This window comes from Geodermatophilus ruber, assembly GCF_900114385.1.
Classification (GTDB): Bacteria; Actinomycetota; Actinomycetes; order Mycobacteriales; family Geodermatophilaceae; genus Geodermatophilus; species Geodermatophilus ruber.
In genome coordinates, this window is record NZ_FOSW01000020.1 from 39,120 (window position 1) to 62,119 (window position 23,000).

Annotated in this window: 22 protein-coding genes and 2 riboswitches; of the genes, 7 read left to right on the forward strand and 15 right to left on the reverse strand. The window is 75.1% G+C overall.

The window, feature by feature from the left end:
• Window positions 1–74: 74 nt before the first annotated feature.
• The gene (locus tag BMZ50_RS22395) at window positions 75–719 is read left to right on the forward strand and encodes a DedA family protein (RefSeq protein WP_091329684.1); all 645 of its coding nucleotides are present in this window, start codon (window positions 75–77) and stop codon (window positions 717–719) included.
• Window positions 720–760: 41 nt separating this feature from the next.
• Window positions 761–1,339, forward strand: coding sequence for a hypothetical protein (locus tag BMZ50_RS22400; protein ID WP_091329686.1), 579 nt, complete (start codon window positions 761–763; stop codon window positions 1,337–1,339).
• A 163-nt stretch (window positions 1,340–1,502) separates the two neighbouring features.
• Here the strand turns inward: BMZ50_RS22400 and BMZ50_RS22405 are convergent, their stop codons facing one another.
• The 4 genes from BMZ50_RS22405 to BMZ50_RS22415 form a co-directional block, all read right to left on the reverse strand.
• The gene (locus BMZ50_RS22405; RefSeq protein ID WP_091329688.1) at window positions 1,503–2,099 is read right to left on the reverse strand and encodes a cysteine dioxygenase; all 597 of its coding nucleotides are present in this window, start codon (window positions 2,097–2,099) and stop codon (window positions 1,503–1,505) included.
• Window positions 2,100–2,183: 84 nt separating this feature from the next.
• Entirely contained in the window at window positions 2,184–2,255 is a 72-nt protein-coding gene (locus tag BMZ50_RS25335; protein ID WP_425432024.1) for a putative leader peptide, read from the reverse strand.
• A 9-nt stretch (window positions 2,256–2,264) separates the two neighbouring features.
• Entirely contained in the window at window positions 2,265–2,765 is a 501-nt protein-coding gene (locus BMZ50_RS22410) for an NAD(P)H-dependent oxidoreductase (RefSeq protein WP_091329690.1), read from the reverse strand.
• Entirely contained in the window at window positions 2,762–3,874 is a 1,113-nt protein-coding gene (locus BMZ50_RS22415; protein WP_091329692.1) for an LLM class flavin-dependent oxidoreductase, read from the reverse strand. The genes BMZ50_RS22410 and BMZ50_RS22415 overlap by 4 nt, the downstream gene beginning before the upstream one ends.
• Before the next feature lie 263 nt (window positions 3,875–4,137).
• Window positions 4,138–4,251: riboswitch (SAM riboswitch) on the forward strand.
• Between the two features lie 34 nt (window positions 4,252–4,285).
• Here BMZ50_RS22415 and BMZ50_RS22420 point away from each other — a divergent pair.
• On the forward strand, window positions 4,286–5,665 hold the full coding sequence (locus BMZ50_RS22420; protein WP_091329694.1) for an aminotransferase class V-fold PLP-dependent enzyme: 1,380 nt from the start codon (window positions 4,286–4,288) through the stop codon (window positions 5,663–5,665).
• Window positions 5,666–5,960: 295 nt separating this feature from the next.
• The gene (locus BMZ50_RS22430; protein ID WP_091329696.1) at window positions 5,961–6,449 is read left to right on the forward strand and encodes a beta-class carbonic anhydrase; all 489 of its coding nucleotides are present in this window, start codon (window positions 5,961–5,963) and stop codon (window positions 6,447–6,449) included.
• A gap of 74 nt (window positions 6,450–6,523) precedes the next feature.
• Here the strand turns inward: BMZ50_RS22430 and BMZ50_RS22435 are convergent, their stop codons facing one another.
• From BMZ50_RS22435 to BMZ50_RS22470, 8 genes are all read right to left on the reverse strand, one after another.
• Entirely contained in the window at window positions 6,524–7,630 is a 1,107-nt protein-coding gene (locus tag BMZ50_RS22435) for an FAD-dependent oxidoreductase (protein WP_218146391.1), read from the reverse strand.
• A 41-nt stretch (window positions 7,631–7,671) separates the two neighbouring features.
• A complete protein-coding gene (locus tag BMZ50_RS22440) occupies window positions 7,672–8,679 on the reverse strand; it encodes an ABC transporter substrate-binding protein (protein WP_091329699.1) in 1,008 nt (335 codons plus the stop codon).
• 25 nt (window positions 8,680–8,704) lie between these two features.
• Window positions 8,705–9,694: an ABC transporter substrate-binding protein gene (locus BMZ50_RS22445; protein ID WP_091329701.1), complete on the reverse strand. Its 990-nt coding sequence runs from the start codon at window positions 9,692–9,694 to the stop codon at window positions 8,705–8,707.
• A 130-nt stretch (window positions 9,695–9,824) separates the two neighbouring features.
• Window positions 9,825–10,622 (reverse strand): amino acid ABC transporter ATP-binding protein, encoded by a 798-nt coding sequence (locus tag BMZ50_RS22450; RefSeq protein WP_091329703.1) that lies wholly within the window; start codon window positions 10,620–10,622, stop codon window positions 9,825–9,827.
• Window positions 10,619–11,587, reverse strand: a complete 969-nt coding sequence (locus tag BMZ50_RS22455) for an amino acid ABC transporter permease (protein ID WP_091329705.1) — start codon at window positions 11,585–11,587, stop codon at window positions 10,619–10,621. Before BMZ50_RS22455 ends, BMZ50_RS22450 begins: the two co-directional genes overlap by 4 nt.
• Complete coding sequence (locus BMZ50_RS22460) at window positions 11,584–12,117, reverse strand: GNAT family N-acetyltransferase (RefSeq protein ID WP_091329707.1); 534 nt, start codon at window positions 12,115–12,117, stop codon at window positions 11,584–11,586. The genes BMZ50_RS22455 and BMZ50_RS22460 overlap by 4 nt, the downstream gene beginning before the upstream one ends.
• Window positions 12,114–13,493: an NtaA/DmoA family FMN-dependent monooxygenase gene (locus BMZ50_RS22465; protein ID WP_091329709.1), complete on the reverse strand. Its 1,380-nt coding sequence runs from the start codon at window positions 13,491–13,493 to the stop codon at window positions 12,114–12,116. The genes BMZ50_RS22460 and BMZ50_RS22465 overlap by 4 nt, the downstream gene beginning before the upstream one ends.
• Entirely contained in the window at window positions 13,490–14,626 is a 1,137-nt protein-coding gene (locus BMZ50_RS22470) for an LLM class flavin-dependent oxidoreductase (RefSeq protein WP_091329711.1), read from the reverse strand. Before BMZ50_RS22470 ends, BMZ50_RS22465 begins: the two co-directional genes overlap by 4 nt.
• Window positions 14,627–14,869: 243 nt before the next feature.
• A riboswitch (SAM riboswitch) is annotated at window positions 14,870–14,981 on the reverse strand.
• A gap of 234 nt (window positions 14,982–15,215) precedes the next feature.
• On the opposite strand from BMZ50_RS22470, the gene BMZ50_RS22475 reads away from it, so the two are divergent.
• Window positions 15,216–17,174 (forward strand): FAD/NAD(P)-binding protein, encoded by a 1,959-nt coding sequence (locus tag BMZ50_RS22475; protein ID WP_091329713.1) that lies wholly within the window; start codon window positions 15,216–15,218, stop codon window positions 17,172–17,174.
• 145 nt (window positions 17,175–17,319) lie between these two features.
• Here BMZ50_RS22475 and chrA read toward each other — a convergent pair whose 3' ends face one another.
• From chrA to BMZ50_RS22490, 3 genes are all read right to left on the reverse strand, one after another.
• A complete protein-coding gene (gene chrA / locus BMZ50_RS22480) occupies window positions 17,320–18,759 on the reverse strand; it encodes a chromate efflux transporter (RefSeq protein ID WP_091329715.1) in 1,440 nt (479 codons plus the stop codon).
• A gap of 153 nt (window positions 18,760–18,912) precedes the next feature.
• Window positions 18,913–19,344: a chromate resistance protein ChrB domain-containing protein gene (locus tag BMZ50_RS22485; protein ID WP_091329717.1), complete on the reverse strand. Its 432-nt coding sequence runs from the start codon at window positions 19,342–19,344 to the stop codon at window positions 18,913–18,915.
• A complete protein-coding gene (locus BMZ50_RS22490) occupies window positions 19,341–19,859 on the reverse strand; it encodes a Chromate resistance protein ChrB (RefSeq protein ID WP_091329719.1) in 519 nt (172 codons plus the stop codon). The genes BMZ50_RS22485 and BMZ50_RS22490 overlap by 4 nt, the downstream gene beginning before the upstream one ends.
• Window positions 19,860–20,104: 245 nt before the next feature.
• On the opposite strand from BMZ50_RS22490, the gene BMZ50_RS22495 reads away from it, so the two are divergent.
• Both BMZ50_RS22495 and secD read left to right on the forward strand, forming a co-directional pair.
• A complete protein-coding gene (locus BMZ50_RS22495) occupies window positions 20,105–20,518 on the forward strand; it encodes a hypothetical protein (RefSeq protein ID WP_091329721.1) in 414 nt (137 codons plus the stop codon).
• Window positions 20,519–20,642: 124 nt separating this feature from the next.
• Window positions 20,643–22,991 carry a protein translocase subunit SecD gene (gene secD, locus BMZ50_RS22500; RefSeq protein ID WP_218146392.1) on the forward strand — a complete coding sequence of 783 codons (2,349 nt, stop codon included), beginning with the start codon at window positions 20,643–20,645 and terminating at the stop codon, window positions 22,989–22,991.
• Window positions 22,992–23,000: the final 9 nt, after the last annotated feature.

Consider the following 23,000-nt stretch of genomic DNA (forward strand, 5'->3'; position numbering starts at 1 on the left):
TACTACGGTCTACAGTAGTTTCTACTACCGTCGTCGGTAGGACCAGCGTCCCACGTCCCGACCGGGAGAACCGCATGCACCTCGCCTCCACCAGCGTCGAGGCGCTCAACGCACTGGACCCGCGCAGCCTGCTCTCCGCCCTGGGCGCGGTCGGGGTGTTCCTGATCCTGTTCGCCGAGACCGGCCTGCTGGTCGGGTTCTTCCTGCCCGGCGACTCGTTGCTGTTCACCGCCGGGCTTCTGTGCGCCACTGCGGCCACCGCGCCGCTGCACCTGTCCCTGCCCGCGGTGCTCATCGCCGCCGCGACCGGCGCGCTGGCGGGGGCGCAGGTGGGGTTCTGGATCGGCCACCGGGTCGGTCCGCCGCTGCTGGATCGGCTTGACCGGCCCCGGTTGCACGACGGCGTGGCCCGCGCCCGGGCGGCGCTGGACCGCTACGGGGCGGCGAAGGCCATCGTGCTGGCCCGGTTCATCCCCGTGGTGCGCACCGTGCTCAACCCGCTGGCCGGCACGGTGGGGGTGCCGGCGCGCACCTTCACCGCCTGGCAGATCGCCGGCGGCCTGCTCTGGTCGATCGGGGTCACCCTGGCCGGTTACGCGCTGGGCTCGCGCATCCCGAACGTCGACCGCTACCTGCTGCCCACCGTCGCCGCCATCGTCGTCGTCTCACTGGTCCCGGTGGCGCTCGAGCTGCTCCGCAGCCGGGCCCGCAGCCGCTGACCTCACCGCCACCACCGCTCCGCACCCACCTGGAGAACCCGATGCTGGAGTTCCTCACCGTCATCGCTGTCGCGGGCCTGCTGGTGCTCGGCCTGCTCACCGCCGCGGCCTGGCTCCTGTTCCAGCGCCTGCGTCGCAGCCGGCTGACCACCACCGCCCGGACGGTCGTTGCCGTCGGCCCCCTGATCCTCGCCACCTGTCGGCCGGCCACCGTCCGGAATCCGGTCGCGACGCTTCGCATGCTGCGCCTGACCCGGGCGCAGCGGGAACTCCGGCGACGCGTCGGCGACGGCGTCAGGACCGGCGCCTACCTGGGTGACGTCCCGGCCATGCTGCCCCGCCTGCAGGCCGAGACCGACCGGATCCGCATCGGCCTGGGCCGTCAGCCCGGCGCCGCCACCCCCGCCGGTCGGCAACTCCTCGCCGCCGCGGACCGTCACCTGGCCACGCTCACCGACCTGAGCGACGCGGCCGCCGCGACGCTGGCGCTGCCCGCCGCGGAGGGCACCCTGAGCCAGGAGGCCGAGGAAGCCGCGCACGGGCTGCGGCTCTACGCCGCCGCCTACGCCGAGTTGACCGGGCCGACCGCGTCGACCGTGCCACAGCGCATGGCCGGGTAGCAGACGAGCCCGTCGCGCTCGATGACCAGCGCGGCGCGGTAGAAGTCCAGCCGGCCGACGTCAGCGAGCCCCGCACCGGTGGGGTGCGGGGCTCGTTGGGACGGGCGTGGTCAGTTGCCGGTCAGCCGGGCGCCGGGCGGGCGGGTCGTCTGCGGCGATGCGGTCACCAGTCCACCCCCGCCTGCTCGGTGCCGGTGCGCACCAGTCGGCCCTCCTCGACGGAGTAGGTGTTCATCTCGGTCAGGGCGGGCGTGTACACGTGCACGCTGACCGCCGGCTCCTGGGTCGTGTTGGCCACCTGGTGCACGTAGTGCGGGCCGAAGTGGCGCACGCGGCCGGCGGTGAGGTCGTCGGTGGCCTGCCGTACGGGGTGCGCGGACCGGCCGGCAGCCACGACGCGCTCGGTGAGGATGCCGCGGACGACGGCGAAGGCGCCGGCGGATCGTCCGTGGTCGTGCAGCGGCGTTCCCTGGTCCGGGAGCCAGGACAGCAACCAGACCTGCGCCGTGGCGAGCTCGGGGTGCAGCGACGGGTGCAGCAGTGCGGCGGCGTCATCGGCGGCCAGCAGGTGGGTCCACCGGCCTGCGGGCCGGTACTCGACGAGGCCGAGCCAGTGCTCGGCCCCGGCCGCGAGCGCCGCGGCCAGCGCGGCCGAGCCGGTGCGTTCTTCGGTCGGGGTCCCGGGACGGTGCAGCCGGGCGGGGGTGCCGGTGAACGTCGCCAGGACGGGCGAGGGGGAGAGGGCGGAGCTGGAGAGCATCGACTTTCCTCGGGCAGGGGCGCTGACGGCCGGTGGGGGCCGGTGTGCGCAGGGGGGTTGGTGGGCGAGGTGTGCGCGGGGGCGTCAGCGGCCCGGACAGAGCGCGCTCGCGACCCGCAACAGGTCGATGGCGGGACGACGGGTCAGGCACTCCACTGCTCCTCCTCAGCCCGCCCGCACGGCGCGGGCCGCGGCCACCTGGGGCCGGGCGGTGGCGAGCCACGCGTCCAGGGGCGCCGGCTCGTCCCAGTCCTTGTCGAGCAGGTAGAGGCCGCGGGTGGGGGCCGTCGCCCCGAGTTCGACGAGCACCGGCTTGAGCAGCAGCTCCGGGGCGAGGGCGTGCGCCGGGCCGCCACCCAGCATCAGCGGAACCGCGACGACGCCGGCGAGGTCGCCGGTGCCGATCTGGTCGAGGAACAGCTTGAGCAGGCCGGTGTAGGTCGCCTTGTAGGTGGGGCTGGCGACGACGGCGACATCGGCGGCCCGCACCGCGGCGACGGCGTCCTGGACTGCCGGGTCACCCCAGCCGAGCAGGCCGGCGCCGAGGTCGACGACGTCGATCACGCTGTCCGGCGGTGCCCCGGTCAGCCGCTCGGCGACCAGTTCTGCCGCCGCGCGGGTGCGGGAGCGGGGCTTGGGGTTGCCGACGACGGCGACGGTGCTCACGCCGCCGCTCCCGCCGCGGCCGCGTCGCGCGTGGCGACCTCGTCGCGGACCAGCGGGATCACGTAACGGCCGACGTCGATGGCGTCGCCGAGGAGGTCGTAGCCGCGCATCGAGATGATGTCCACGCCCAGGTCGACGTAGTCGAGCAGCGCCTGCGCCACCGTCTCCGGCGTGCCCACCAGGGCGTTGGAGTTGCCCGCCCCGCCGGTCGCCTTCGCCGTCGGCGTCCACAGCGCGCGGTCGAACCGCTGGCCGCGCTCGGCGATCTCCAGCAGTCGCTGCGAGCCGGTGTTCTCCGGCGAGCTCAGCGGGTGGCGGCGCGAGATCGGCTGCTGGCCGCCCGTGGTGTGGGCGTTGATCCGCTCGACCGTGCGCTGGGCCTTCTCCCAGGCCAGCTCCTCGGTGGGGGCGATGATGGGCCGGAAGGCGACCTGGATGCGCGGCATCGTCGTCCGCCCGGCCGCGCGGGCGGCGGCGTGCACCCGCTCGATCTGCGCGGCGGTCTCGGCCAGCGGCTCGCCCCACAGCGCGAAGATGTCCGCCTCCGCGCCGCCGGCCGCGTAGGCGGCCTCGGACGACCCGCCGAAGGAGACGTCCGGGCGCGGCTGCTGGACCGGGAAGGTGTCGCTGACGAAGTCCGCGAAGCGGTAGAACTCGCCGTCCCAGTCGAACGGCTCGCGCGAGGTCCAGGCCTTCTTGACGATCTGGATGTACTCGCGGGTGCGCCGGTAGCGCTCGTCCTTGCCCAGGTAGTCACCCTCGCGCTGCTGCTCGGTGTCGGTACCGCCGGTGATGAAGTGGACGGTCAGCCGGCCCTCGCCGATCCGGTCGAGGGTGGCGAACGTCTTCGCGGCGAACGTCGGGTAGCTCACGTTGGGGCGGTGGGCGAGCAGCACCTGCAGCGCCTCGGTGCGGGAGAGCAGGAAGGCGGCCGCCGCGGAGGGTTCGGGGGAGCCGGAGCCGTAGGCGAACAGCACCCGGTCCCAGCCGAAGTCCTCGTGCGCGCGGCCGAGCCGCAGGGTGAAGTCCTTGTCGAAGCTGGGCCCCGAGCGCGGGTTGGTCTCGGATCCGTCGTTGGTGGCGGCGATGCCCAGGAACTCGATCGGCATGGTGGTCCTCGCAGGGCAGGCGACCGGCGGCGCGCCACGGCACCGACCGGGGTGAACGGGAGAGGGGGAAAGAGGAGCGGCGGGACGTGGTCAGCGACAGAGCGCCGACCACACCCGGCCGAGGTCGATGTGCACGCGCCGGATCAGCCGCGGAGCGGCTCCGGGAGCGGACGACCGGGCGGTCGGGGCGGCGGACACGAGACAATGTCTACCATTTCGATCGGAATTGACGGGAATGCGGGCCGCGTGCCACGCTGCCGGCGGGTCAAGAGCGCCAGCGACAAGCCCCGGCTCGCTGGCCGGCAACCCTTCCTCCGCGATGGGGTGCCCCGGGTGACGACCTGGCGGGGGCCGGCCGGTCCTCGCAAGCGCGGACCCGGTGCGCGGGTCCCCGACTCCTGTGGAGGTCCCATGTCCGGCGCGGTCCTGTCCCGTTCCGACGTCCGCCCGGCCGTCCTCACGGCCGGGCCGCTGCTGCCCGTGGTGGGCGCGGACACCGAGGTGCCGCTGGTTCCCTCCGGCCGCGCCCGGTACGTCAACCTGGACACCGCGGCCAGCACGCCGGCGCTGGTCGCGGTGGCCGAGCGGGTGGCCGAGGCCCTCCCGCTCTACGCCAGCGTGCACCGCGGCGCCGGCTATCTGTCGCAGGTGTCGACGGCGCTCTACGAGTCGGCCCGGGACACGGTCGCCGGCTTCGTCGGCGCCCGGGCCGACGACGTCTGCGTGCTCACCCGCAACACCACCGACGCGCTCAACCTGCTCGCCGGCTGTGTTCCCCCCGGACGGCGGGTGCTGGTGCTCGACTGCGAGCACCACGCCGACCTGCTGCCCTGGCAGCGCCGCGGCGCCACCGTCCTGCCCACCCGGGCGACCGTGACCGCCACCCTGCGGGACCTGGGCGCGGAGCTGGCCCGGGACCGCTATGCCCTGGTCGCGGTCACCGGGGCGTCCAACGTGACCGGGGAGGCGCTGCCGCTGGCCGACGTCGTCGCGCTCGCGCACGCCGCCGGCGCGCGGGTCGCCGTCGACGGCGCCCAGCTCGTGCCGCACCGCCGGTTCTCCCTCGCCGCGACCGGCGCGGACTACGTGGCGCTCTCCGGGCACAAGCTCTACGCCCCCTACGGCGTCGGTGCGCTGGTCGGCCGCCGGGACTGGCTGGACGCGGCTCCGCCATACCTCGCCGGCGGCGGTGCGGTGCACGACGTGACCGTCGAGGCGACGACCTGGGCCACGGCGCCACACCGGCACGAGGGCGGTTCCCCGAACGTCCTCGGCGCGGTCGCGCTGGCGGCCGCCTGCGCGGCCCTGTCCGGGCTGCCCGAGGGCGCGCTCGAGGCGCACGAGGCGCAGCTGCGGGCCCGGCTCGAGGAGGGGCTCGACGCGCTGCCCGGCGTGCGGCGGCTGCGGATCTGGCCGGACTCCACTGCGCCCACCGGGGTCGTCGGGTTCACCGTCGAGGGGGCCGATCCCGGTCTGGTCGCGGCCTGCCTGTCGGCCGAGCACGGGATCGGGGTGCGGGACGGCCGGTTCTGCGCCCATCCGCTGCTGGCCCGGCTCGGGGTGCCGCAGGGGGCGCTGCGGGCGAGCGTCGGCGTGGCGACGACGAGCGCCGATGTCGACCGGCTCCTCGACGGCCTGGCCGCGTTCCTCTGCAGCGGTCCGGCGGTGCCGTACGCGGTGCGGGACGGTCGCTGGCAGCCGGTCGACGATCCCCGGCCGCTGGCCGGCCTCGGCGGTGCCGACCTCGACTCCGTGGCCCGGGGTGCCGGGTGTGGCGCGCCGGGGCGGTGACGGTGTCAGCCGGGCAGCAGCACGGTGCGCAGCTCGTGCGCGCCGTCGGCCCGGGTGGCCTCGTAGAACCAGCGGGCGCCGCCGCCGGGGAGGGGCACGGCATCGGCGTAGCGGAGCCCGGACGGCGGGTGCGGGCTCTGCAGCAGCGGGCCGCCCGCCGCGGCGACGAACCGGCCGCTCCCGTCGGCGACCGCCAGCCCGGTGCGCTCCTCCCAGTTCTCCGCCGCGGTGACTTCTCATCCCGCTCCGCCGGTCCCGCACGGGGCCGGTGACCCTCACCCCGAAGGAGATCCCCGTGTCCGTGACCGACGAACTGCTCGCTGCCAACGCCCGCTACGCGGAGACCTTCCCCGGCCCGCTGCCGCTGCCGCCGGCGAGGCACGTCGCCGTGGTCGCCTGCATGGACGCCCGGCTCGACGTGTACCGCGCCCTGGGCCTGTCCGAGGGGGAGGCGCACGTCATCCGCAACGCCGGCGGCGTCGTCACCGACGACGAGATCCGCTCCCTGGCGATCAGCCAGCGGCTGCTCGGCACCCGCGAGATCGTGCTGGTGCACCACACCGACTGCGGGATGCTCACCTTCCACGACGAGGACTTCCGGGCCTCGGTCGAGCAGGACGTCGGCGTCCGCCCGACCTGGCACTCCGAGGCGTTCGGCGACCTGGAGGAGGACGTCCGGGCGCAGCGGCGGCGCATCCTCGACAGCCCGTTCATCCCGGTGAAGGACAGCGTCCGCGGTTTCGTCCTCGACGTCGCGACCGGGAAGCTCAGCGAGGTGCTCTGACTGCGAGGCCGGCCCGCGGGCCGGAGCCCCTCCCCGGGCGGGAGGAGGTTCCGGTCCGCGGGCGCAGCCGGCGGTCAGGTCCGGGCAGCGTGCGCGCCGAGGGCGAAGGCCTCCACGCCGGCCGGTGCGCCGAGCGCCAGGTCGGCGAGCACCCGGCCGATGGCAGGGGCGGACTTGAACCCGTGCCCGCTGAAGCCCGCGGCGACCACCACGGGGCCGATGCGGTCGAGCACGAACTCGCCGGTGGGCGTGCTCGTGTAGGTGCACGACACCGGCTCGGGATCGTCGGCGTCGAGCCCGGGCAGCCAGCGGCGCACGTACTCCTGGAGGAGGGCCAGCTGCCCGGGCTCGGCGGTGAAGTCCCGGGCGTCGGGGTGGCACTCGGGGCCGGTGCCGTGGAACCCGACCTTCACGCCCTCACCCGGGCTGGAAAGCCCGTAGACGCCGCTCGGCCAGCCCTCGTCCGGGTCCGGGTCGGCGGTGAAGGCGGGCCACTCCAGCCCGGGGTCGAGCGGGCGGAAGTGCGCCGGTTGCTCCTGGGTGACCCGCAGTGGCGGCAACCGCACGTCGTCGCCGAGTACGTCGCGCGTCCATGCCCCGGCCGCCACGACCGCGGCACGGGCGCGGACCACCGCTCCCGCGGCGGACCGCACGCACACCCCCTCTCCGTCCGGCTCGAGCGCGGTGACCCGCCGGTGGTGCCGCACGACGGCGTCGTGGGTCGCGGCGGCGGCCTGCAGGGCGGTGACCGCGGCGTCGGCGTCCACCCGACCGGCGGTGTGCGGCTCGTGGAGGACCGGGCCGGGGAAGCGCAGCCCCGGCCAGCGCTCCGCGGCCGCCGTCGGCGAGAGCCACTCGTACGGCACGCCGGCGGCGTCCATCGCCGCGGCCACCGCGCGCAGCCGGTCCTGCCCGGGACCGGGCGCGGCGGTGGCCACGCCAGGGCCCGGGTGCAGGAGCGTCGTCCCGGTCTCGGCCTCGAGCTGCGCCCACAGCTCCCGGGCCTCGGCGACCAGTGCCTGGTGGTGCGGCTGGGGGTAGGTGCTGCGGTAGATCCGGGACCGACCGTGCGAGGCGCCCAGGGCGTGGCCGGGGCCGAACTGCTCCAGCAGCACGACCCCGACCCCGCGCCGCGCCAGCGCCCAGGCGGCGGCCGAGCCCACGACGCCGCCACCGACCACGACGACGTCGGTGAGCCGCGGCGTGGCCGGCCCGGGCGCGCTCAGGACCCCACCGCCGGGTTGACCACGGGCTCGTCGACGGCCTCGTCGGGCAGGCCCCACCGCTCCAGCGTCCGGGCGTAGGTGCCGTCCTCGAAGACGTGCTGCAGCGCCGCCTCGAAGGCGTCGACCAGGCCGTTGCCCTTCAGCGAGGTGGCCGCGACGTAGGTGGTGTTGGGCCAGCCGGCGTTGACCGTGCCGACGATCTCGATGTCGCCGACCGACTGCTGGTACACGGCGTTCGGGTTCGGGCCGATGTAGGTGTCGATCCGGCCCGACTGCAGCGCCAGCAGGGTGTCGGCGGCGTTGGCGTAGTACTCCAGCTGCGCGGTCTCCAGGCCGGCGGCCTCGTTCTGGGCGTTCCAGTCGAGCAGGATCCGCTCCTGGTTGGTCCCGGAGCTGACGGCGATCGTGAGGCCGGCGATGTCCGCGGGCTCGTCGATCGACAGCCCGCTGTCGGGCCGGGCGCTGAAGGCCATGACGCCCTCGCGGTAGGTGGCGAAGTCGAACAGCTGCAGCCGCTCGCTGTTGACGCCGACGTTGCTGAACACCGCCTCGAGGTCTCCGCTCTGCACGCCCAGCGGCCACTGCTCCCACGAGACGTTGACGACGTCGAGCTGCAGGCCGAGGGACTCGGCGACCAGCGAGGCGATGTCGACCTCGCTGCCGACGACGGTGGCGTTGTCGTCGGCGAGGAAGCCCAGGGGCGGCTCGCCGGCGCCGGCCACGCCGACGGTGAGCCGCCCGTCCTCGGCGATGGCGGCCGGCACGAGGGTGGCGGCGTCGGGGTCCTCGTCGGTGTGGACCCGGCCGGTCTGCTCGGGGCTGGTGTCCACCCCGAGCACCGCCTCGGTGGCGCCGGCCTCGGCGGCCCCCTCGGCGCGCTGATCGGCCTCGATCTCCGCCGAGCTGGTGCAGGCGGACAGGAACACCACGGTGGACAGGACGAGCGCGGTGCGCAGGGGCAGCGCGGCGGTCGGCCGGACGGCGCGCGTGCGGGTGCGGGTCATCGGGGTCTCCTCTCGCGATCCGGGCTCAGGCGGGCTGGCGCGGCAAGCCGGGCGGGTTGGTCTCGGCGCGCTCGATCGCCTCGCTGGTCAGCCCCCACCGCTCGAGGACCTGTGCGTAGGTGCCGTCGTCGATGGCGTGGTTGAGCGCGGCGGTGATCGCCTCGGCCAGGCCGTTGCCCTTCGCGGTGGCGACGGCGATCTGCGCGGTCTGCGGCCATCCGCCGTTCACCGTGCCGACGACCTCGAAGTCCTGCGGCGCCACGCCCGCCTTGTACGCGCCCGTCGGGTTCGGGCCGAAGTACAGGTCGAGGCGGCCGGACTGCAGCGCGAGGATGGAATCGCCGTCGTTCTCGAAGTACTGGACGTCGATGGGCTCCAGGCCGGCTGCCTGGTTCTCCGCGTCCCAGGCCAGCAGGATCTTCTCCTGGTTGGTGCCCGAGCCCACGGCGATCGTCAGCCCGGCGATGTCCTCGGCCTTCTCCACCGACAGGCCGGAGTTCGCGTTCGCCAGGAAGCCTAGGTTGTCGACCCGGTAGGAGGAGAAGTCGAACAGCTCCTTGCGCTCCTCGGTCACGGTCACGTTGGCGATCGTCACGTCCACCGAGCCGGACTGGGTGGCCAGCGGCCAGTTCGACCAGTCGGTGGTGATCAGCTCCAGGTCGAGACCGAGGCCGTCGGCGACGAGCTGGGCGATGTCCGGCTCGTTGCCGATCACCGTCTCGTTGTCGTCGGCCAGGAAGCTCAGCGGCGGGGTGAACGCCCCGACCGCCACGGTCAGCTTCCCGTCCGCGACGAGTCCGGGCGGCAGGAGCGCGATGGCCTCGTCGCTGGGCGTGCTGCGGACCCGGTCCTGGTCGGGGCTGGTGTTGACGGCCAGGCCCGAGCTGCCGGAGCCGGCGTCGTCGGCGCGGGCCTGCTCCTCGATCTCGTTCGCGCTGGTGCACGCCCCGAGGGCCAGCACGGACGCAGCGGCCAGAACGGCGACGAGTCGGGCTCGTCCGGTACGTGCGCTCACTGTGGTTTCTCTCCTTGGAGGGGGCACGCGGGCGCGTGCCATCGACGGGCGGCGCGGGGTGCGCCGTGAAGGACCCCGTCCTCCTCACCGCTCGCACGCTCGCGGCGAGCCTCTGGACGGGGCCGGGTGACTACAGGACCTTCGCGAGGAAGGCGCGGGTGCGTTCGTGCGTCGGGTGGTCGAGCACCTGCTCGGGCGGGCCGGCCTCGACGACCCGGCCGGCGTCCATGAACACGACCCGGTCGGCCGCCCGGCGGGCGAACCCGATCTCGTGGGTGACCACGACCATCGTGGTGCCGTCGCGGGCGAGGTCCTCGATGACGCCGAGCACCTCGCCGACCAGCTCGGGGTCCAGCGCCGAGGTGGGCTCGTCGAACAGCAGCACGGCCGGCCGCATCGCCAGAGCGCGGGCGATGGCCACCCGCTGCTGCTGCCCACCGGAGAGCTGCCGGGGGTAGGCGCCGGCCCGGTCGGCCAGGCCCACGCGGCCGAGCAGCTCGCGGGCCTCGGCCTCGACCTCACTGCGCCGGCGGCCCTGCGCCGAGACCGGCGCCTCGACGACGTTCTCCAGCGCAGTGAGGTGCGGGAACAGGTTGAAGGACTGGAAGACGAACCCGAAGCGGGTGCGCTGGCGCAGCAGGTCCTTCTCCGGCAGCTCGTGCAGCCGCTCGGTGCCGCGGTGCGGCTTGCGGTGGTAGCCCACCAGCTCCCCGTCCAGGGCCACGAAGCCCCGGTCGACCTTCTCCAGGTGGTTGATGCTGCGCAGCAGCGTGGACTTGCCCGAACCCGACGGCCCGAGGACGACGGTGACGGTCCCCGGCTCGACGACCAGGTCGACGCCGCGCAGCACCTCCAGCGTGCCGAAGGCCTTGTGCACGCCGTGCACCTCGACCCGGCCGGGGCGGGTCCCCTCGACCGCCGCGGTCATCGGGTGGCCCCGCGCGGAGCGCCGAACCGTGACAGGACGGCGGCGAGCTCCGACCGCACCCGCTGCCACGGTGTCGGTGGCAACGTCCGGACCGCACCCCGGGCGTAGTACCGCTCGACGTAGTACTGGATCACGGTGACCACCGTGGTGAGGACGACGTACCAGACCGCCGCGACGACGAGCATCGGCAGCACCCGCTGGGTGCGGCCGTAGATGACGCTGACCGTGTAGAACAGCTCGCCGAGGGCCAGCACGTAGACGATCGAGGTGCCCTTGAACAGGCCGATCACCTCGTTGACCGCCGTCGGCACGATCGCGCGCATCGCCTGCGGCAGAACGATCCGGGTGGTCTGCCGGCGCCGCGGGATGCCCAGTGAGGCGGCGGCCTCCAGCTGGCCCTGGTCCACCGAGAGGATCCCGGCACGGACGATCTCCGCGGAGTAGGCCGCCTGGTGCAGGCCCAGGCCGAGGATGGCGGCGCCGAACTTGTCGATCAGCGAGAGCGTCTCGACGCTGGCGAACGACGGGCCGAACGGGATGCCGAAGTCCAGCGTCTGGTACAGGTAGGCGAGGTTGTACCAGAGCAGCAGCTGCAGGATCAGCGGCACCGAGCGGAACACCCAGGTGTAGCCCCAGCTGACCGCCCGCAGCAGCGGCGAGCGGGACAGCCGCATGAGCGCCAGCACCGTGCCCAGGGCGAAACCGAGCACGGCGGTGATCAGCGTCAGCTGGATGGTCGTCCAGACCCCGCGGACGATCGACTCCTCGGTCAGGTACGCGCCGACGACGTCCCACTCCCACCGGGGGTTGGTGACCAGCGAGTTGACCACCATCGCGAGCAGGACCGCGACGGCGGCGGTGGCCACCCAGCGGCCCGGGTGCCGCGCGGGCACCACCTTCAACTGGTCGTAGGGCGTCCCGGATCGCGGCGCGAGGGTGTCGGGACGGGAGGCGAGCGACGTCATGCGAGGTCTCCCAGGGGCTTCTCGAAGGCGTACAGACGCTGGGCCACCGGCAGCCGGCGGAGGGCGGCGCTGTCGGTGGGACGGGGGACGGCGGGGTCGAACAGCGGGGTCCAGCCGGCGGCGAGGTAGAGCGACTTGGCCTCGGGCTGGCGGGGACCGGTGGTGAGGTACATGCGGGTGTAGCCGCGGGCCGTGGCCCGGGCCTCCAGCTCGGCGAGTACCTGGCGGGCCAGCCCGCGCCGGCGGTGGGCGGTGGCGGTCCACATCCGCTTGACCTCGGCGGTGCCCGGGTCGTCGTGCCGGCGGTAGGCGCCGCCGGCCACCGGGACGCCGTCCTCCACCAGCAGGAGCAGTTCGCCGTCCGGGGGCAGGAACTCCGCGGCCGGGTAGCGGGTGAGCTCCTCGGCCGCGCCGCCGAACAGGTCGCCGTAGCGGCTGTCGTACTCGGCGGTGAGCTCGGCGAACAGCGGTGCGGCCAGCGCGTCGTGCGGGTGGGCGCGCACCACCGCCAGGCCGGGCGCGGCGGTCATCGGGCCACCTGCCCGCGGTCGGTGCCGACGCCGCCGCCGGAGCGGCGGGAGCTGCGGGCCGGGCCGAGGCCGAGGTGGTCGCGCAGCGTCGGGCCGGTGTAGTCGGTACGGAAGGAGCCGCGGTCCTGCAGCAGCGGGACGACGCGGGCGGCGAACTCGTCCAGCCCGGCCGGGGTGAGGTGGGGCACGAGGATGTAGCCGTCGCACGCGTCGGCCTGCGCCGCGTCGTCGATCTGCTGCGCCACCGACTCCGCCGTCCCGACGAGGCCGCCGCGGTCGCCGACCTGGATGACCAGTTCGCGGATCGACCAGCCGTGGGCCTCGGCCAGCTCCCGCCACTGCCGGGCCAGCGCCGCCGGGTCGCGGTGGTGCCGGACCCGGCCGCGGGTGATCGACACGTTGTCCGCGTCGGGGTCGTCGGCCGGCAGCGGGCCGTCCGGGTCGTACGCGGTGAGGTCGCGGCCCCACACCTGCTCCAGGAAGGCGATCGCCGTCGGCCCGCTGACCTGCTGCTCGCGGATGTGCCGCGCCCGGTCGCGGGCCTCGGCCTCGGTGTCACCGAGCACCACGGTGACCGCGGGCAGGATCTTCAGGTCCTCCCGCCGGCGGCCGTGCGCGGCCAGCCGGCCCTTGACGTCGGCGTAGAACGCCTGGCCGGCCTCGACGGTCGAGTGCGCGGTGAACACGACGTCGGCGTCCCGGGCGGCGAACTCCCGTCCCTCGGTCGAGTCACCGGCCTGGAACAGCACCGGGTGCCCCTGCGGCCCGCGCGGGGTCCCGAAGGTGCCCCGGACGTCGAACTGCGGGCCGGTGTGGGCGAACGGCCGCACGGCGCCCGGGCGCAGGAAGGTCTCCCCGCCGGCGACCGCGTCGATGTCCCAGGAGTCCCACAGCTGCCGGGCGACCTGCACCAGCTCCGCGGCCCGGGAGTACCGCTCGGCGTGGGGCAGGAAGCCGCCGCGGCGGAAGTTCGCCCCGTGGAACGGGTCGGAGCTGGTGACCAGGTTCCACGCGGCCCGCCCGCCGGAGAGCAGATCGAGGGTGCCCCACTGCCGGGCCACCTCGTACGGCTCGTTGAACGTCGTGTTGATGGTGCCGACCAGGCCCAGCCGCTCGGTGACGGCGGCCAGCGCGGCCAGCACCGGCAGGGTGTCGGGCCGGCCGACGACGTCGAGGTCGTAGACCTGCTCCTTGTGCTCGCGCAGCCGCAGCCCCTCGGCGAGGAAGAAGAAGTCGAACCGCGCGTCCTCCGCGGTGCGGGCCAGGTGCTCGAAGGAGGCGAACTCGACCTGGCTGCCCGAGCGGGGGTCGGCCCAGACGGTGGTGTTGTTGACGCCGGGGAAGTGGGCGCCCAGGTGGATCTGCTTGCGGCTCATCGGGTGGCTCCGGCGGCGTGACGGTCGGCGGTGTAGCGGCTGGCGGGGCGGGGCAGGCCGAGGGTGTCGCGCAGCGTCGGTCCGGGTGGGCCGGCCGGTCGCACGCCCCGTGCGCGCAGCAGCGGGACGACCTCGTCGACGAGCACCTCGAGGTCGGTGGGCAGCACGGCAGGCCGCACGACCACGCCGTCGACCACCGTCGTCCACACCGCGATCAGGTCGGCCAGCCCGGCGGCCTCGCCGACGTGCTCCACCGTGTCGAACGCGGTGGGTGTCCACCGGTCCAGCCGTGCGCGCCGATCCGCGGCGTCGGGACCGAGCCAGGCGACGACCTCGACCAGGACGGCGACCTGCCGCGGGTCCCGGCCGGCCTGCTCGACCAGGCCGCGCAGGGCGGTGCGGTGCGCCACGGCCGTGGCGGCGTCCCGGGCCGGTACCCGGACCACGTCGGCCCGCCGGGCGGCGACCCGCAACGCCGCCTCGGAGTCGGCGCGGACCACCACCGGCGGCCGTCCCTGGGGGGATCGCGGCGTGATGGAGGCCCCCTTCACGGAGAAGCGGGGGCTCTCGAAGTCGACGTAGTGGACCTTGTTGCGGTCGACGAACCGGCCGGTGGCGACGTCCCGGATCTCGGCGTCGTCCTCCCAGCTGTCCTCCAGCCGGGCCACGACCTCGGCGACGTCGTCGGCCTCGGCCCACAGGTCCTCGTCGGGCTCGGCGTCCTTGCGGCCGAACAGCGCCGCCTCCGCGGGGGTACGGCTGACCGCGATCTCCCAGCCGGCGCGGCCGCGGCTGACCCAGTCGAGGGTCTGCACCGCCTTGCCGACGTGGAAGGGCTCGGTGTGCGTCGTCGTCACGCTCGGGACCAGGCCGATGCCCGCGGTCAGCGGGGCGACGCGGGAGGCGGTCAGCAGCGCGTCGAGCCGGCCGCGGACGCCGCCCTCGGTGCCCTGGATGCCGAAGGCGTCGGGGAACAGGGCGAGGTCGAGGTCACCGCGCTCGGCGGTGCGGACCAGCTCGACCCAGCGCGCGGGGTCGAACAGCCGGGTGGGCTCGGCAGCGGCCAGTCGCCAGGCGGCCGGGTGGGCCCCGGCGTCGGACAGCTCGACGCCGAGGAGGGGAGTGCGGGACATGGGGGTGCTCCCAGGGACGGAACGAGTGGGGGGTCGCGGGCACGCCGCCGGCACCGCGCGCAGGCGGTGGGCGAGAGCGGCCGGTGCCGCGGGAGGTCAGGGGCGAGCGGTCAGCGACAGAGCGCGCTGTCGGTGCGCAGCAGGTCGACGGTCAGGCGTCCGACCAGGTGGAACGAGAGGTGTCGCCCGCTTCGGGGGCTCCCCGTGCTCACTGTCTCGGCTCCTCGTGCTGAGCCCCGGAGGGCTGCGGACTTGCGGACGCGGATGGCGTCCGCCAGGTCGTCACCCGGGGCACCCCGTCGCAGCGGAGGGTTGCCGGCCAGCGAGCCGGGGCTTGGTACTGGCACTCAGGACCTGGCCGGGACCATAGACACCGAGCGCTAATCACGTCAAACCCGATCGGTTTGGTAGAGATTGACGTGTCGTCCGGCCCCCGGCCGGCGGACCCCGTGCGGAGGAGGAGGCGACGTGGCGCACCCGGACCTGTCCCGGCGACGGCACGTCGACCTGCTGCGCACCTGCAGTGCCCTCTGTCGGACGGCCTGAGCACGCCGTCCCTCGATCCGCTCCGGCACTGGAGAGCACCCGCATGTCCACCCCTGCCCCGGACCCCGTCCGCCCGTCCACCGTCGTCGTCGTCGGCGCCGGCCCCACCGCCATCGGCGTCCTCGAACGGCTCGTCGCCAATGCCCCGGGGCTCTCCGGCGGACGACGGGTCCGCGTCCACCTCGTCGACCCCTTCCCGCCCGGCGGGGGGCGGGTCTGGCGGGCCGAGCAACCCGACCTCCTGTGGGCCAACTCCCTGGTCGGTGACGTCACCGTGCTGCCCGACGCCTCCGTCGTCGTCGACGGCCCGGTGGGAGAGGGGACGACCCTGTGGGAGTGGGTGCGCGCCGTCGCCGCCGCCCGTCCCGCCGAGGACCCCGTCGGCCGCGAGGCCCTGCGGCTCGGCCCGGCGTCCTTTCCGTCCCGCCCGCTCGTGAACGCCTACCTGAGCTGGGTGCTGGAGCGGGTGGCGGCCGACGCCGAGCCGTGGCTCGACGTCCACCTGCACGCCACCCGCGCGGTCGACGTCGCCGACGGCGCTGACGGCACCTGCGTGCGGTTGGCCGACGGGACGGTCCTCACCGCTGACGTCGTCCTGCTCGCCCAGGGGCACCTGGACGCCCGGCCGTCGGCGCCCGAGCAGGCGACGGCGGCGGCTGCCGCCCGACGGGGGCTGACCTACGTGCCGACCGGCTACACCGCCGACCTGGACCTCTCCGTCCTCCCGCCGGGGGAGGACGTGCTCGTGCGCGGGGCCGGGCTCGCCTTCGTCGACCTGGCGGTGCTGCTGACCAGCGGCCGCGGCGGCCGGTTCGCCCGCGGGGACGACGGCGGACTCCGGTACCTGCCCTCGGGCCGGGAGCCGGTGCTGCACGTCGGGTCGCGCCGCGGGGTCCCGTACCGGTCGAAGCTGGGCTATCCGTGGGCGGTGCCCCCGGTGCCGCTGCGGTTCTTCACGCCGGCTGCGGTCGATGAGGCGTTCGGCACCGATCGGCCGCTGGACCTGCGCGCCGACCTGGCCCCCCTGATCGCCCGGGAGCTCGGGTGGGCGCACTACACCGAGCTGTTCCGCGCCCACCCGGAGCGGACGTCGCTGCCCTGGGAGGAGTTCGCCGAGGCCTGGGCCGCGGCGGCCGGCCCCCGCGCCGAGCGGGCGCTCGTGGCGCGGGCGGTGCCCGACCTCGTGGACCGCTTCGACCTGGCCGCGCTGGACCGGCCGCTGGCGGGCCGCTGGTTCGCCGACCCCGGCACCCTGCAGGAGGCGGTGCGCCGGCACGTGCGCGCGGACCTCGACCGGGCCGGGAACCCGGCCTTCAGCACCGACGCCGCGGTCTTCACCGCCCTGCTGCAGTGCCACGGCACCATCGCGAGCCTGGTGGCGGCGCGGCGCCTGACCCCGCGGTCGGAGGCCGAGGACCTCTCCGGGTGGTGGATGAACCTGTTCAGCTACCTGGCCAGCGGCCCGCCCGGACCCCGCCTCGAGGAACTGCTGGCCCTCTCCGAGGCCGGGGTGCTGCGCTTCCTCGGCGCCGACACCGAGATCGCGCTGGACGAGGAGGCCGGGGTCTTCCGGGCGCGGTCGGCCAGCTGCCCGGGCATCACCGAGGCGCGGGCGCTGGTGGACGCGCGGCTGCCGCTGCCCGACGTCACGGCGACGACGGACCCGGTGGTCGCCGGCCTGCTGGCACGGGGAGAGGCCCGGGAGCGGGTCCTCTCCGACCCAGGAGCCGCGTGCGGCGGGTGGCGCACCGGCCGGCTCGACGTCGATGCCTCGCTGCGGCTGGTGACGGCGAGCGGTGCGGCGCATCCACGGGTGTTCGCGGCCGGGTACTGGACCGCGGGAGCACAGGTCCCGGCGTTCGCCCGCCCGCGGACCGACGCCCCGTTCTTCCGGCAGAACGACGCGCTCGCCCGCGAGTTGTGGAGGGGGCTGGATGCCGCCCGCGGGACGCCGGACCGCGCCGGGGACGTCCTCCTCGCGGCCGCCGCGGGGGCCGCCTGATGTCCCCGACCGCCCTCCTGGCCGACACCTTCCGTGAGGTGATGGCCGGTGTCTGCACTCCCGTGTCGGTCGTCACGACCCTCAGCGGAGGGACGGCCGCCGGCCCGGTGGCGGCCGTGGGGGGTAGGACCCGGACCCTGGGGCGTCAGGTGAGGGGCAGGCCGGCCAGCCCGGCGACCAGGCCCAGGACGGCGCAGACACCGAGGGTGCGCAGCACCGACCACCTGACGCGGAACAGCAGCACCGCGGCCACCAGCGCGATGACCAGGGGCACCGGCCGCAGCGTGGTCAGGACCGGCAGCTCCAGCGACAGCGGCCCGCGGTCGACGGCGACGGTGTCGCTGAACAGCGTGTGGACGGCGAAGTAGACGCCGAGGTTGGCGATCACGCCGACGACCGCGGCGGTGATGCCGCTCAGCGCCGCCGACAGCGACCGGTTGCCGCGCAGCCGCTCCATGTAGGGGGCACCGAGCAGGACGAACAGGAAGCTCGGCACGAAGGTCACCCAGGTGACCAGCAGCGAGGCCAGCACCGCAGCCACCCACGGGTCCAGGTCGCCGGGGTTGCGGTAGGCGCCGAGGAAGGCGACGAACTGGACCACCATGATCAACGGGCCCGGCGTGGTCTCGGCCAGTGCAAGGCCACGGACCATCTCCCGCGGGGCCAGCCAGCCGTACACGGACACGGCCTGCTGGGCGACGTAGGCCAGTACCGCGTAGGCACCGCCGAAGGTGACCACCGCGGCGCCGGAGAAGAACACGCCCTGCTCGGTGAAGACGCTGCCCGCGCCGGTCAGCAGCGCCACCACCGCGATCGGCAGGCCCCACACGATCAGCCCGACGAGCAGTACCCGGAGGGTGCGGCGGGCGGTGGGTGCCTCGTGGTGCAGCACGTCGTCGGAGATGACCGGTGGCGGGCCGGCGTCGGATCCCTCGGCGGCCTTCTTGGCCGGCAGCGCGGACGGCCGCCAGCGGCCCAGCACCCAGCCGACGATCCCCGCGAGCGCCACCACGATCGGGAACGGCACACCGAACAGCGCCAGTGCGACGAACGACGCCACCGCGAGGACGACCAGTGCGCGGCTGTCCAACGCCTTCTTCGCCACGCGGATCACCGCTTGGACGACGATGGCCAGCACCGCGGCGGCGAGCCCGGTGAAGACGGCGGTGATCGCGGTGGTGCTGCCGAAGGCGACGTAGACCGCGGAGAGCGCCAGCAGCGCGACCACGCCGGGCAGCACGAACAGGCCGCCGGCGACCAGGCCGCCGCGGGTGCCGTGCAGCAGCCAGCCTACGTACGTGGCCAGCTGCTGGGCCTCGGGGCCGGGCAGCAGCGTGCAGTAGTTGAGGGCGTGCAGGAAGCGGCGCTGGCCGATCCACCGCTTCTCGTCGACGAGCTCTCGCTGCATGACCGCGATCTGGCCGGCGGGGCCGCCGAAGGTCTGCAGCGAGATGAGGAACCAGGTCCGCACGGCGGTGCGGAAGGGGATGACGGTCTGCTCCTGCGGTGGGCCCGGCTCCGGTGCGGCAGCCGGAGCCGGGGTGGGTGGTGCGGCGTCCTGGGGGTGCGAAGCCTCGCGGGTCATGGACGTCCTCGTCGATTGATGCGGGCAAGCAGGCGGCGCGGCTCGGCGGGCACGCCGGGCGTAGGTGGTCGGTGAGACGGGCGGTGGCCGGGGCTCAGCTGTAGGGCGGACAGGAGCGGTCGTGCCGGCCGGCCGCGGACCTCTGGGCGCATGTCAGGCCGGCTCGCGGCCGAGCAGCAGGCGACGGCGGTGGAACTCGTAGAGGCCGTCGAAGACCGGCCCCGAGATGGTCAGGGTGTGCTCGTCATCCCCGGTCATCGACAGCCCGCGCAGCACCACGTCCAGGCCGGGCGCCTCGGGTGCGTCGAACCGCTCGTCGTCGAGGTCAGCCTCGTGCACGATCTCGGCAATCCGCCACAGCACCGGGTCGGTGAGCTCGTGCCGGCGCAGGATCGTCTCGAACGAGCAGTCCCCGCCGTGGTGACCGAGCTCGACCCCGCGCATGTCGAACGGCGTCGAGTCGGCGGGCACCTCGGCCGCGTCCGACACGAAGACGAACTCGGCGTCGGGGTCGAGGAAACGGCGGATCAGCCAGGCGCACGCCGCGCGGTCGATGTGCACCCCGGCCCGGGTCGCCCACCTCATGGCGCGGCCTCTGGCACTGCCGGGCTCTCCTGTGCGGCGACGGCGGCCAGGTGGCGCAGCGCCACGGCGGCCTCCTCCCGCTCGGGTGGAGGGAAGAAGTCCCGGCGGTTGATCGCCCGCCACTCACCGCGCAACCGGCGCAGCGCCCGGGCGCGCTCGGCCGGGTCCGCGGTGGTGGCGGCCCGGCACGAGCCGGCGAGGTCCCGGTACTCCGCAGCGCGGGTGGCCGCCATCGCCGTGGCCAGCTCGCGCTCCTGCGCCACCGCGGCCGGTTGGGCGACCCAGAGCCCCGCCGTACCGCCCGCGGCCAGGACGTCGTCGGCCAACCACTCCAGCGACTCGCGGGTGCGGGCGTCGGCCGGCAGCGCCACGAGGCCGTCGGACAACTGGGCCACGCCCAGTCGCTTCAGCCGGCGCCACAGCGTCGTCCGCGGCCCCGAGGGCTCGCGCGGCAGCCGGTAGGAGAGCAGCACCCACTCCCCGGGGCTGCCGCTGTCGGCGGAGGACCTGGACACAGAAGAATGCAACCACGGTTGCACAGCCAAGTCCACCCGGACGCAGTGCGACGTCGAGAGCCGGTTGGTCTGCGCGCGGCGAAGCTCCGGCCAGCGGTGCCGGCCCCACAGCCCGCGCACGCACGGGTCGGTGGTGACCGGTGGGGCCGGAGCGGTCGCGACCGCTCGCTCCTGATCCGGTTCGGCCTCCGGCCCGGGTAGCGTCGCGGACCGGCACGACCGAGCGGCCCGGCGAGGAGGAGCGCGTGCGCGCACGGACCTCCCGCGGAGGCCTCCTGCTGACCGTGGTGGCCGGCTGCCTGCTGGTCCTCGCCGGGCTCGTCCCCACCGGCAGTGGGAGTTCGCCCGCCGGCCCGGCCCCGGTGACCTCCAGCGCCTCCGCCCCGACCCGGGTGACGACCGGCTACACCGCCTCCGGGCCGCGGATCACCGGTTCCCGGGCGACCCTCGTCCCGAGCGGGCCCGTCCAGTTCGTCGAGCGGATCGGGTCCCTCGACGACCGCACGTCCGCCGGCCCTGGTGATCGCCTGGCCGCCGGGCCGGCCGTCGAGGACCCGTGGGCTGACGCGCCGCCTGCCCCGCGGCCGGATCGGACGGCCGCGCGCCCGGCGAGCACGCCGTACGCCGCGCTCGGCGCCCGCGCCCCGCCGGCGGTCTGAGCCACCGGCCGCCGTCCGGCGCCTTCCTTCCCTTCCGGCGATGACGCCTGCCCCGTGCCCGGTGGCGGTGCCGCATCCCGCCCCTCCGCGCCTCGGCGCACCCCGCACCTCCAGGAGACGACCCGTGAACTCCCCGTCCCGGCGCACCGAGAAGGCGTCGCCGGCCCGCAGCAGGCCCCTGCTGGTCCGCGCCCTGCTGTCGCTGGCCGTGCTCGTGGCGGCCACCGTCGCCGTGCTCACCGCGACCCCGACGCTCGGGCTGGACCTGCGCGGTGGCACGCAGATCGTGCTCGAGGCGCAGGACTCCCCGACGGTGACCGCCGATGCCGAGGCCACCGACCGGGCACTGGAGGTGCTCCGCCGCCGGGTGGACGCCCTCGGCGTGGCCGAACCCACCCTGGTCCGCTCCGGGGAACGCCGCATCGTGGTGGAGCTGCCCGGGCTCACCGAGCCGCGCGAGGCCGTCGAGGTGATCGGCCGGACCGCCCAGCTCACCTTCCACCCGGTGCTCGGCATCGCCGCACCCGGCGAGGAGCAGCCGGCCACCGAGGGCGTCGACCCGGCCGCGGAAACCGTGCTGCCCGACGAGGACGGCGTCCCGGTGCGGCTCGGCCCGGCGGCGCTGACCGGGGAGGGCGTGCAGGAGGCCGGGTCCGGGATCGACCTGCAGGGTGCCGGCGGCCGGTTCGTCACCGTCGACTTCACCGGCCCCGGGCAGACCGCGTGGGAGCAGCTGACCGGGCAGGCCGCATGCGCCCAGCCCGGGGATCCGGCCCGGCGGGTGGCGATCGTCCTCGACGACGAGGTCATCTCCTCCCCGCAGGTGAACCCGGGGACCGCCTGCGGTGTGGGGATCACCGGGGGCACCACCCAGATCACCGGCAGCTTCAGCCAGGAGGAGGCGGACAACCTGGCCGCCCTCGTGCAGGGCGGTGCCCTGCCGGTGCCGGTCGAGGTCATCGAGCAGCGCACCGTCGGCCCCACGCTCGGGGACGCCGCGATCGACGCGAGCGTGCAGGCGGTGCTGCTCGGCATCGTCGCGACCGCGATCTTCATCGTGGCGGTCTACCGGCTGATGGGGCTGCTCGCCGTGGTGGCGCTGGTCTGCTACGCGCTGATCGCCTACGCGGCCCTGCTCACGCTCGGCGCCACCCTCACCCTGCCCGGGCTGGCCGGGTTCGTGCTGGCCGTGGGGATGGCCGTGGACGCCAACGTGCTGGTCTACGAGCGCTCCCGCGAGGAGTTCGCCGAGCGCGGGCGCTCCTTGCGCAGCGCGGTCACCACCGGGTTCCGCCGGGCGCTGTCGGCCATCGCCGACTCGAACGTCACCACCCTGCTGGCCGCCGGGCTGCTGTTCTTCCTCGCGTCCGGGCCCGTCCGCGGGTTCGGGGTCACCCTCACCGTGGGTGTGCTCGCCTCGATGTTCTCCGCCCTGGTGATCACCCGGACGCTGGCCGAGCTGGCCGCCACCCGCCCGGCGCTCGCCCACCGGCCCCGGCTCACCGGCCTGCACACCCTCGGCCGGGTGCGCACCTGGCTGACCGCCCGGCAGTGGCGGCTCTACCGCCAGCCCCGCCGCTGGCTGGCCGTCTCCCTGCTCGTCGTCGTCCTGGCCGCCGCGGGGCTCGCGATCCGCGGCCTGGAGCTGGGTGTGGAGTTCACCGGCGGGCGCAGCATCCAGTACGCGACCAGCAGCCCGCTGGACCCGGACGCGGCACGCGAGGCCGTGAGCGCCGCGGGCTTCCCCGGCGCGGTGGTGCAGGAGGCCGAGGACGGCGACGTGCGGGTGCGCACCGGGCCCATCGACGACGCCGAGCAGGAGACCGTCCGCGACGCGCTCGCCGCCGCGGCCGGGGGCGCCGAGGTGGTCAGCGACGAGCTCATCGGCCCCACCCTCGGGGACGAGCTGCGCCGCAACGCGCTCATCGCGCTCGGCGTGGCGCTCCTGGCCCAGCTGGGCTACCTGGCCGTGCGGTTCCGCTGGACCTACAGCGCCGGGGCCGTGGCGGCGCTGATCGCCAACGTGGCCGTCGTCGTCGGGGTCTTCGCCTGGACCGGCCGCGCCGCCGACGGGGTCTTCCTCGCCGCGGTGCTGACGGTCATCGGGTACTCGGTGAACGACTCCGTGGTCGTCTTCGACCGGATCCGGGAGACCCGGGGCGGCAGGCAGGGGCAACCGTTCCCGATCGTCGCCGGGGACGCGGTGCTGCAGACCCTGCCGCGCACGGTGAACACCGGGGCCTCGACGCTGCTCGTGCTGACCGCGCTGCTCGTGCTCGGCGGCGACTCGCTGGGCGACTTCGCCCTCGCCCTCGTCCTGGGCATCGTCGCCGGCACCATCTCCACCGTCTCGGTCGCCGTGCCGCTCACCGTGGCGCTGGACCGCCGCTGGCCCCCGCCCCCACCCGGAGCGCCCACGGCCACCGCGCGGCGGGGCGCCCCGGTGCGCCGGGACGACGGCGCGGTCGTCTGACCGAGCGCG

Coding starts and splice junctions, on each gene's coding strand:
- BMZ50_RS22395 (WP_091329684.1), top strand. CDS start 75: ATGCACCTCGCCTCCACCAGCGTCGAGGCGCTCAACGCACTGGACCCG.
- BMZ50_RS22400 (WP_091329686.1), top strand. CDS start 761: ATGCTGGAGTTCCTCACCGTCATCGCTGTCGCGGGCCTGCTGGTGCTC.
- BMZ50_RS22405 (WP_091329688.1), bottom strand. CDS start 2,099: ATGCTCTCCAGCTCCGCCCTCTCCCCCTCGCCCGTCCTGGCGACGTTC.
- BMZ50_RS22415 (WP_091329692.1), bottom strand. CDS start 3,874: ATGCCGATCGAGTTCCTGGGCATCGCCGCCACCAACGACGGATCCGAG.
- BMZ50_RS22420 (WP_091329694.1), top strand. CDS start 4,286: ATGTCCGGCGCGGTCCTGTCCCGTTCCGACGTCCGCCCGGCCGTCCTC.
- BMZ50_RS22440 (WP_091329699.1), bottom strand. CDS start 8,679: ATGACCCGCACCCGCACGCGCGCCGTCCGGCCGACCGCCGCGCTGCCC.
- BMZ50_RS22450 (WP_091329703.1), bottom strand. CDS start 10,622: ATGACCGCGGCGGTCGAGGGGACCCGCCCCGGCCGGGTCGAGGTGCAC.
- BMZ50_RS22455 (WP_091329705.1), bottom strand. CDS start 11,587: ATGACGTCGCTCGCCTCCCGTCCCGACACCCTCGCGCCGCGATCCGGG.
- BMZ50_RS22460 (WP_091329707.1), bottom strand. CDS start 12,117: ATGACCGCCGCGCCCGGCCTGGCGGTGGTGCGCGCCCACCCGCACGAC.
- BMZ50_RS22465 (WP_091329709.1), bottom strand. CDS start 13,493: ATGAGCCGCAAGCAGATCCACCTGGGCGCCCACTTCCCCGGCGTCAAC.
- BMZ50_RS22470 (WP_091329711.1), bottom strand. CDS start 14,626: ATGTCCCGCACTCCCCTCCTCGGCGTCGAGCTGTCCGACGCCGGGGCC.
- BMZ50_RS22475 (WP_091329713.1), top strand. CDS start 15,216: ATGTCCACCCCTGCCCCGGACCCCGTCCGCCCGTCCACCGTCGTCGTC.
- chrA (WP_091329715.1), bottom strand. CDS start 18,759: ATGACCCGCGAGGCTTCGCACCCCCAGGACGCCGCACCACCCACCCCG.
- BMZ50_RS22485 (WP_091329717.1), bottom strand. CDS start 19,344: ATGAGGTGGGCGACCCGGGCCGGGGTGCACATCGACCGCGCGGCGTGC.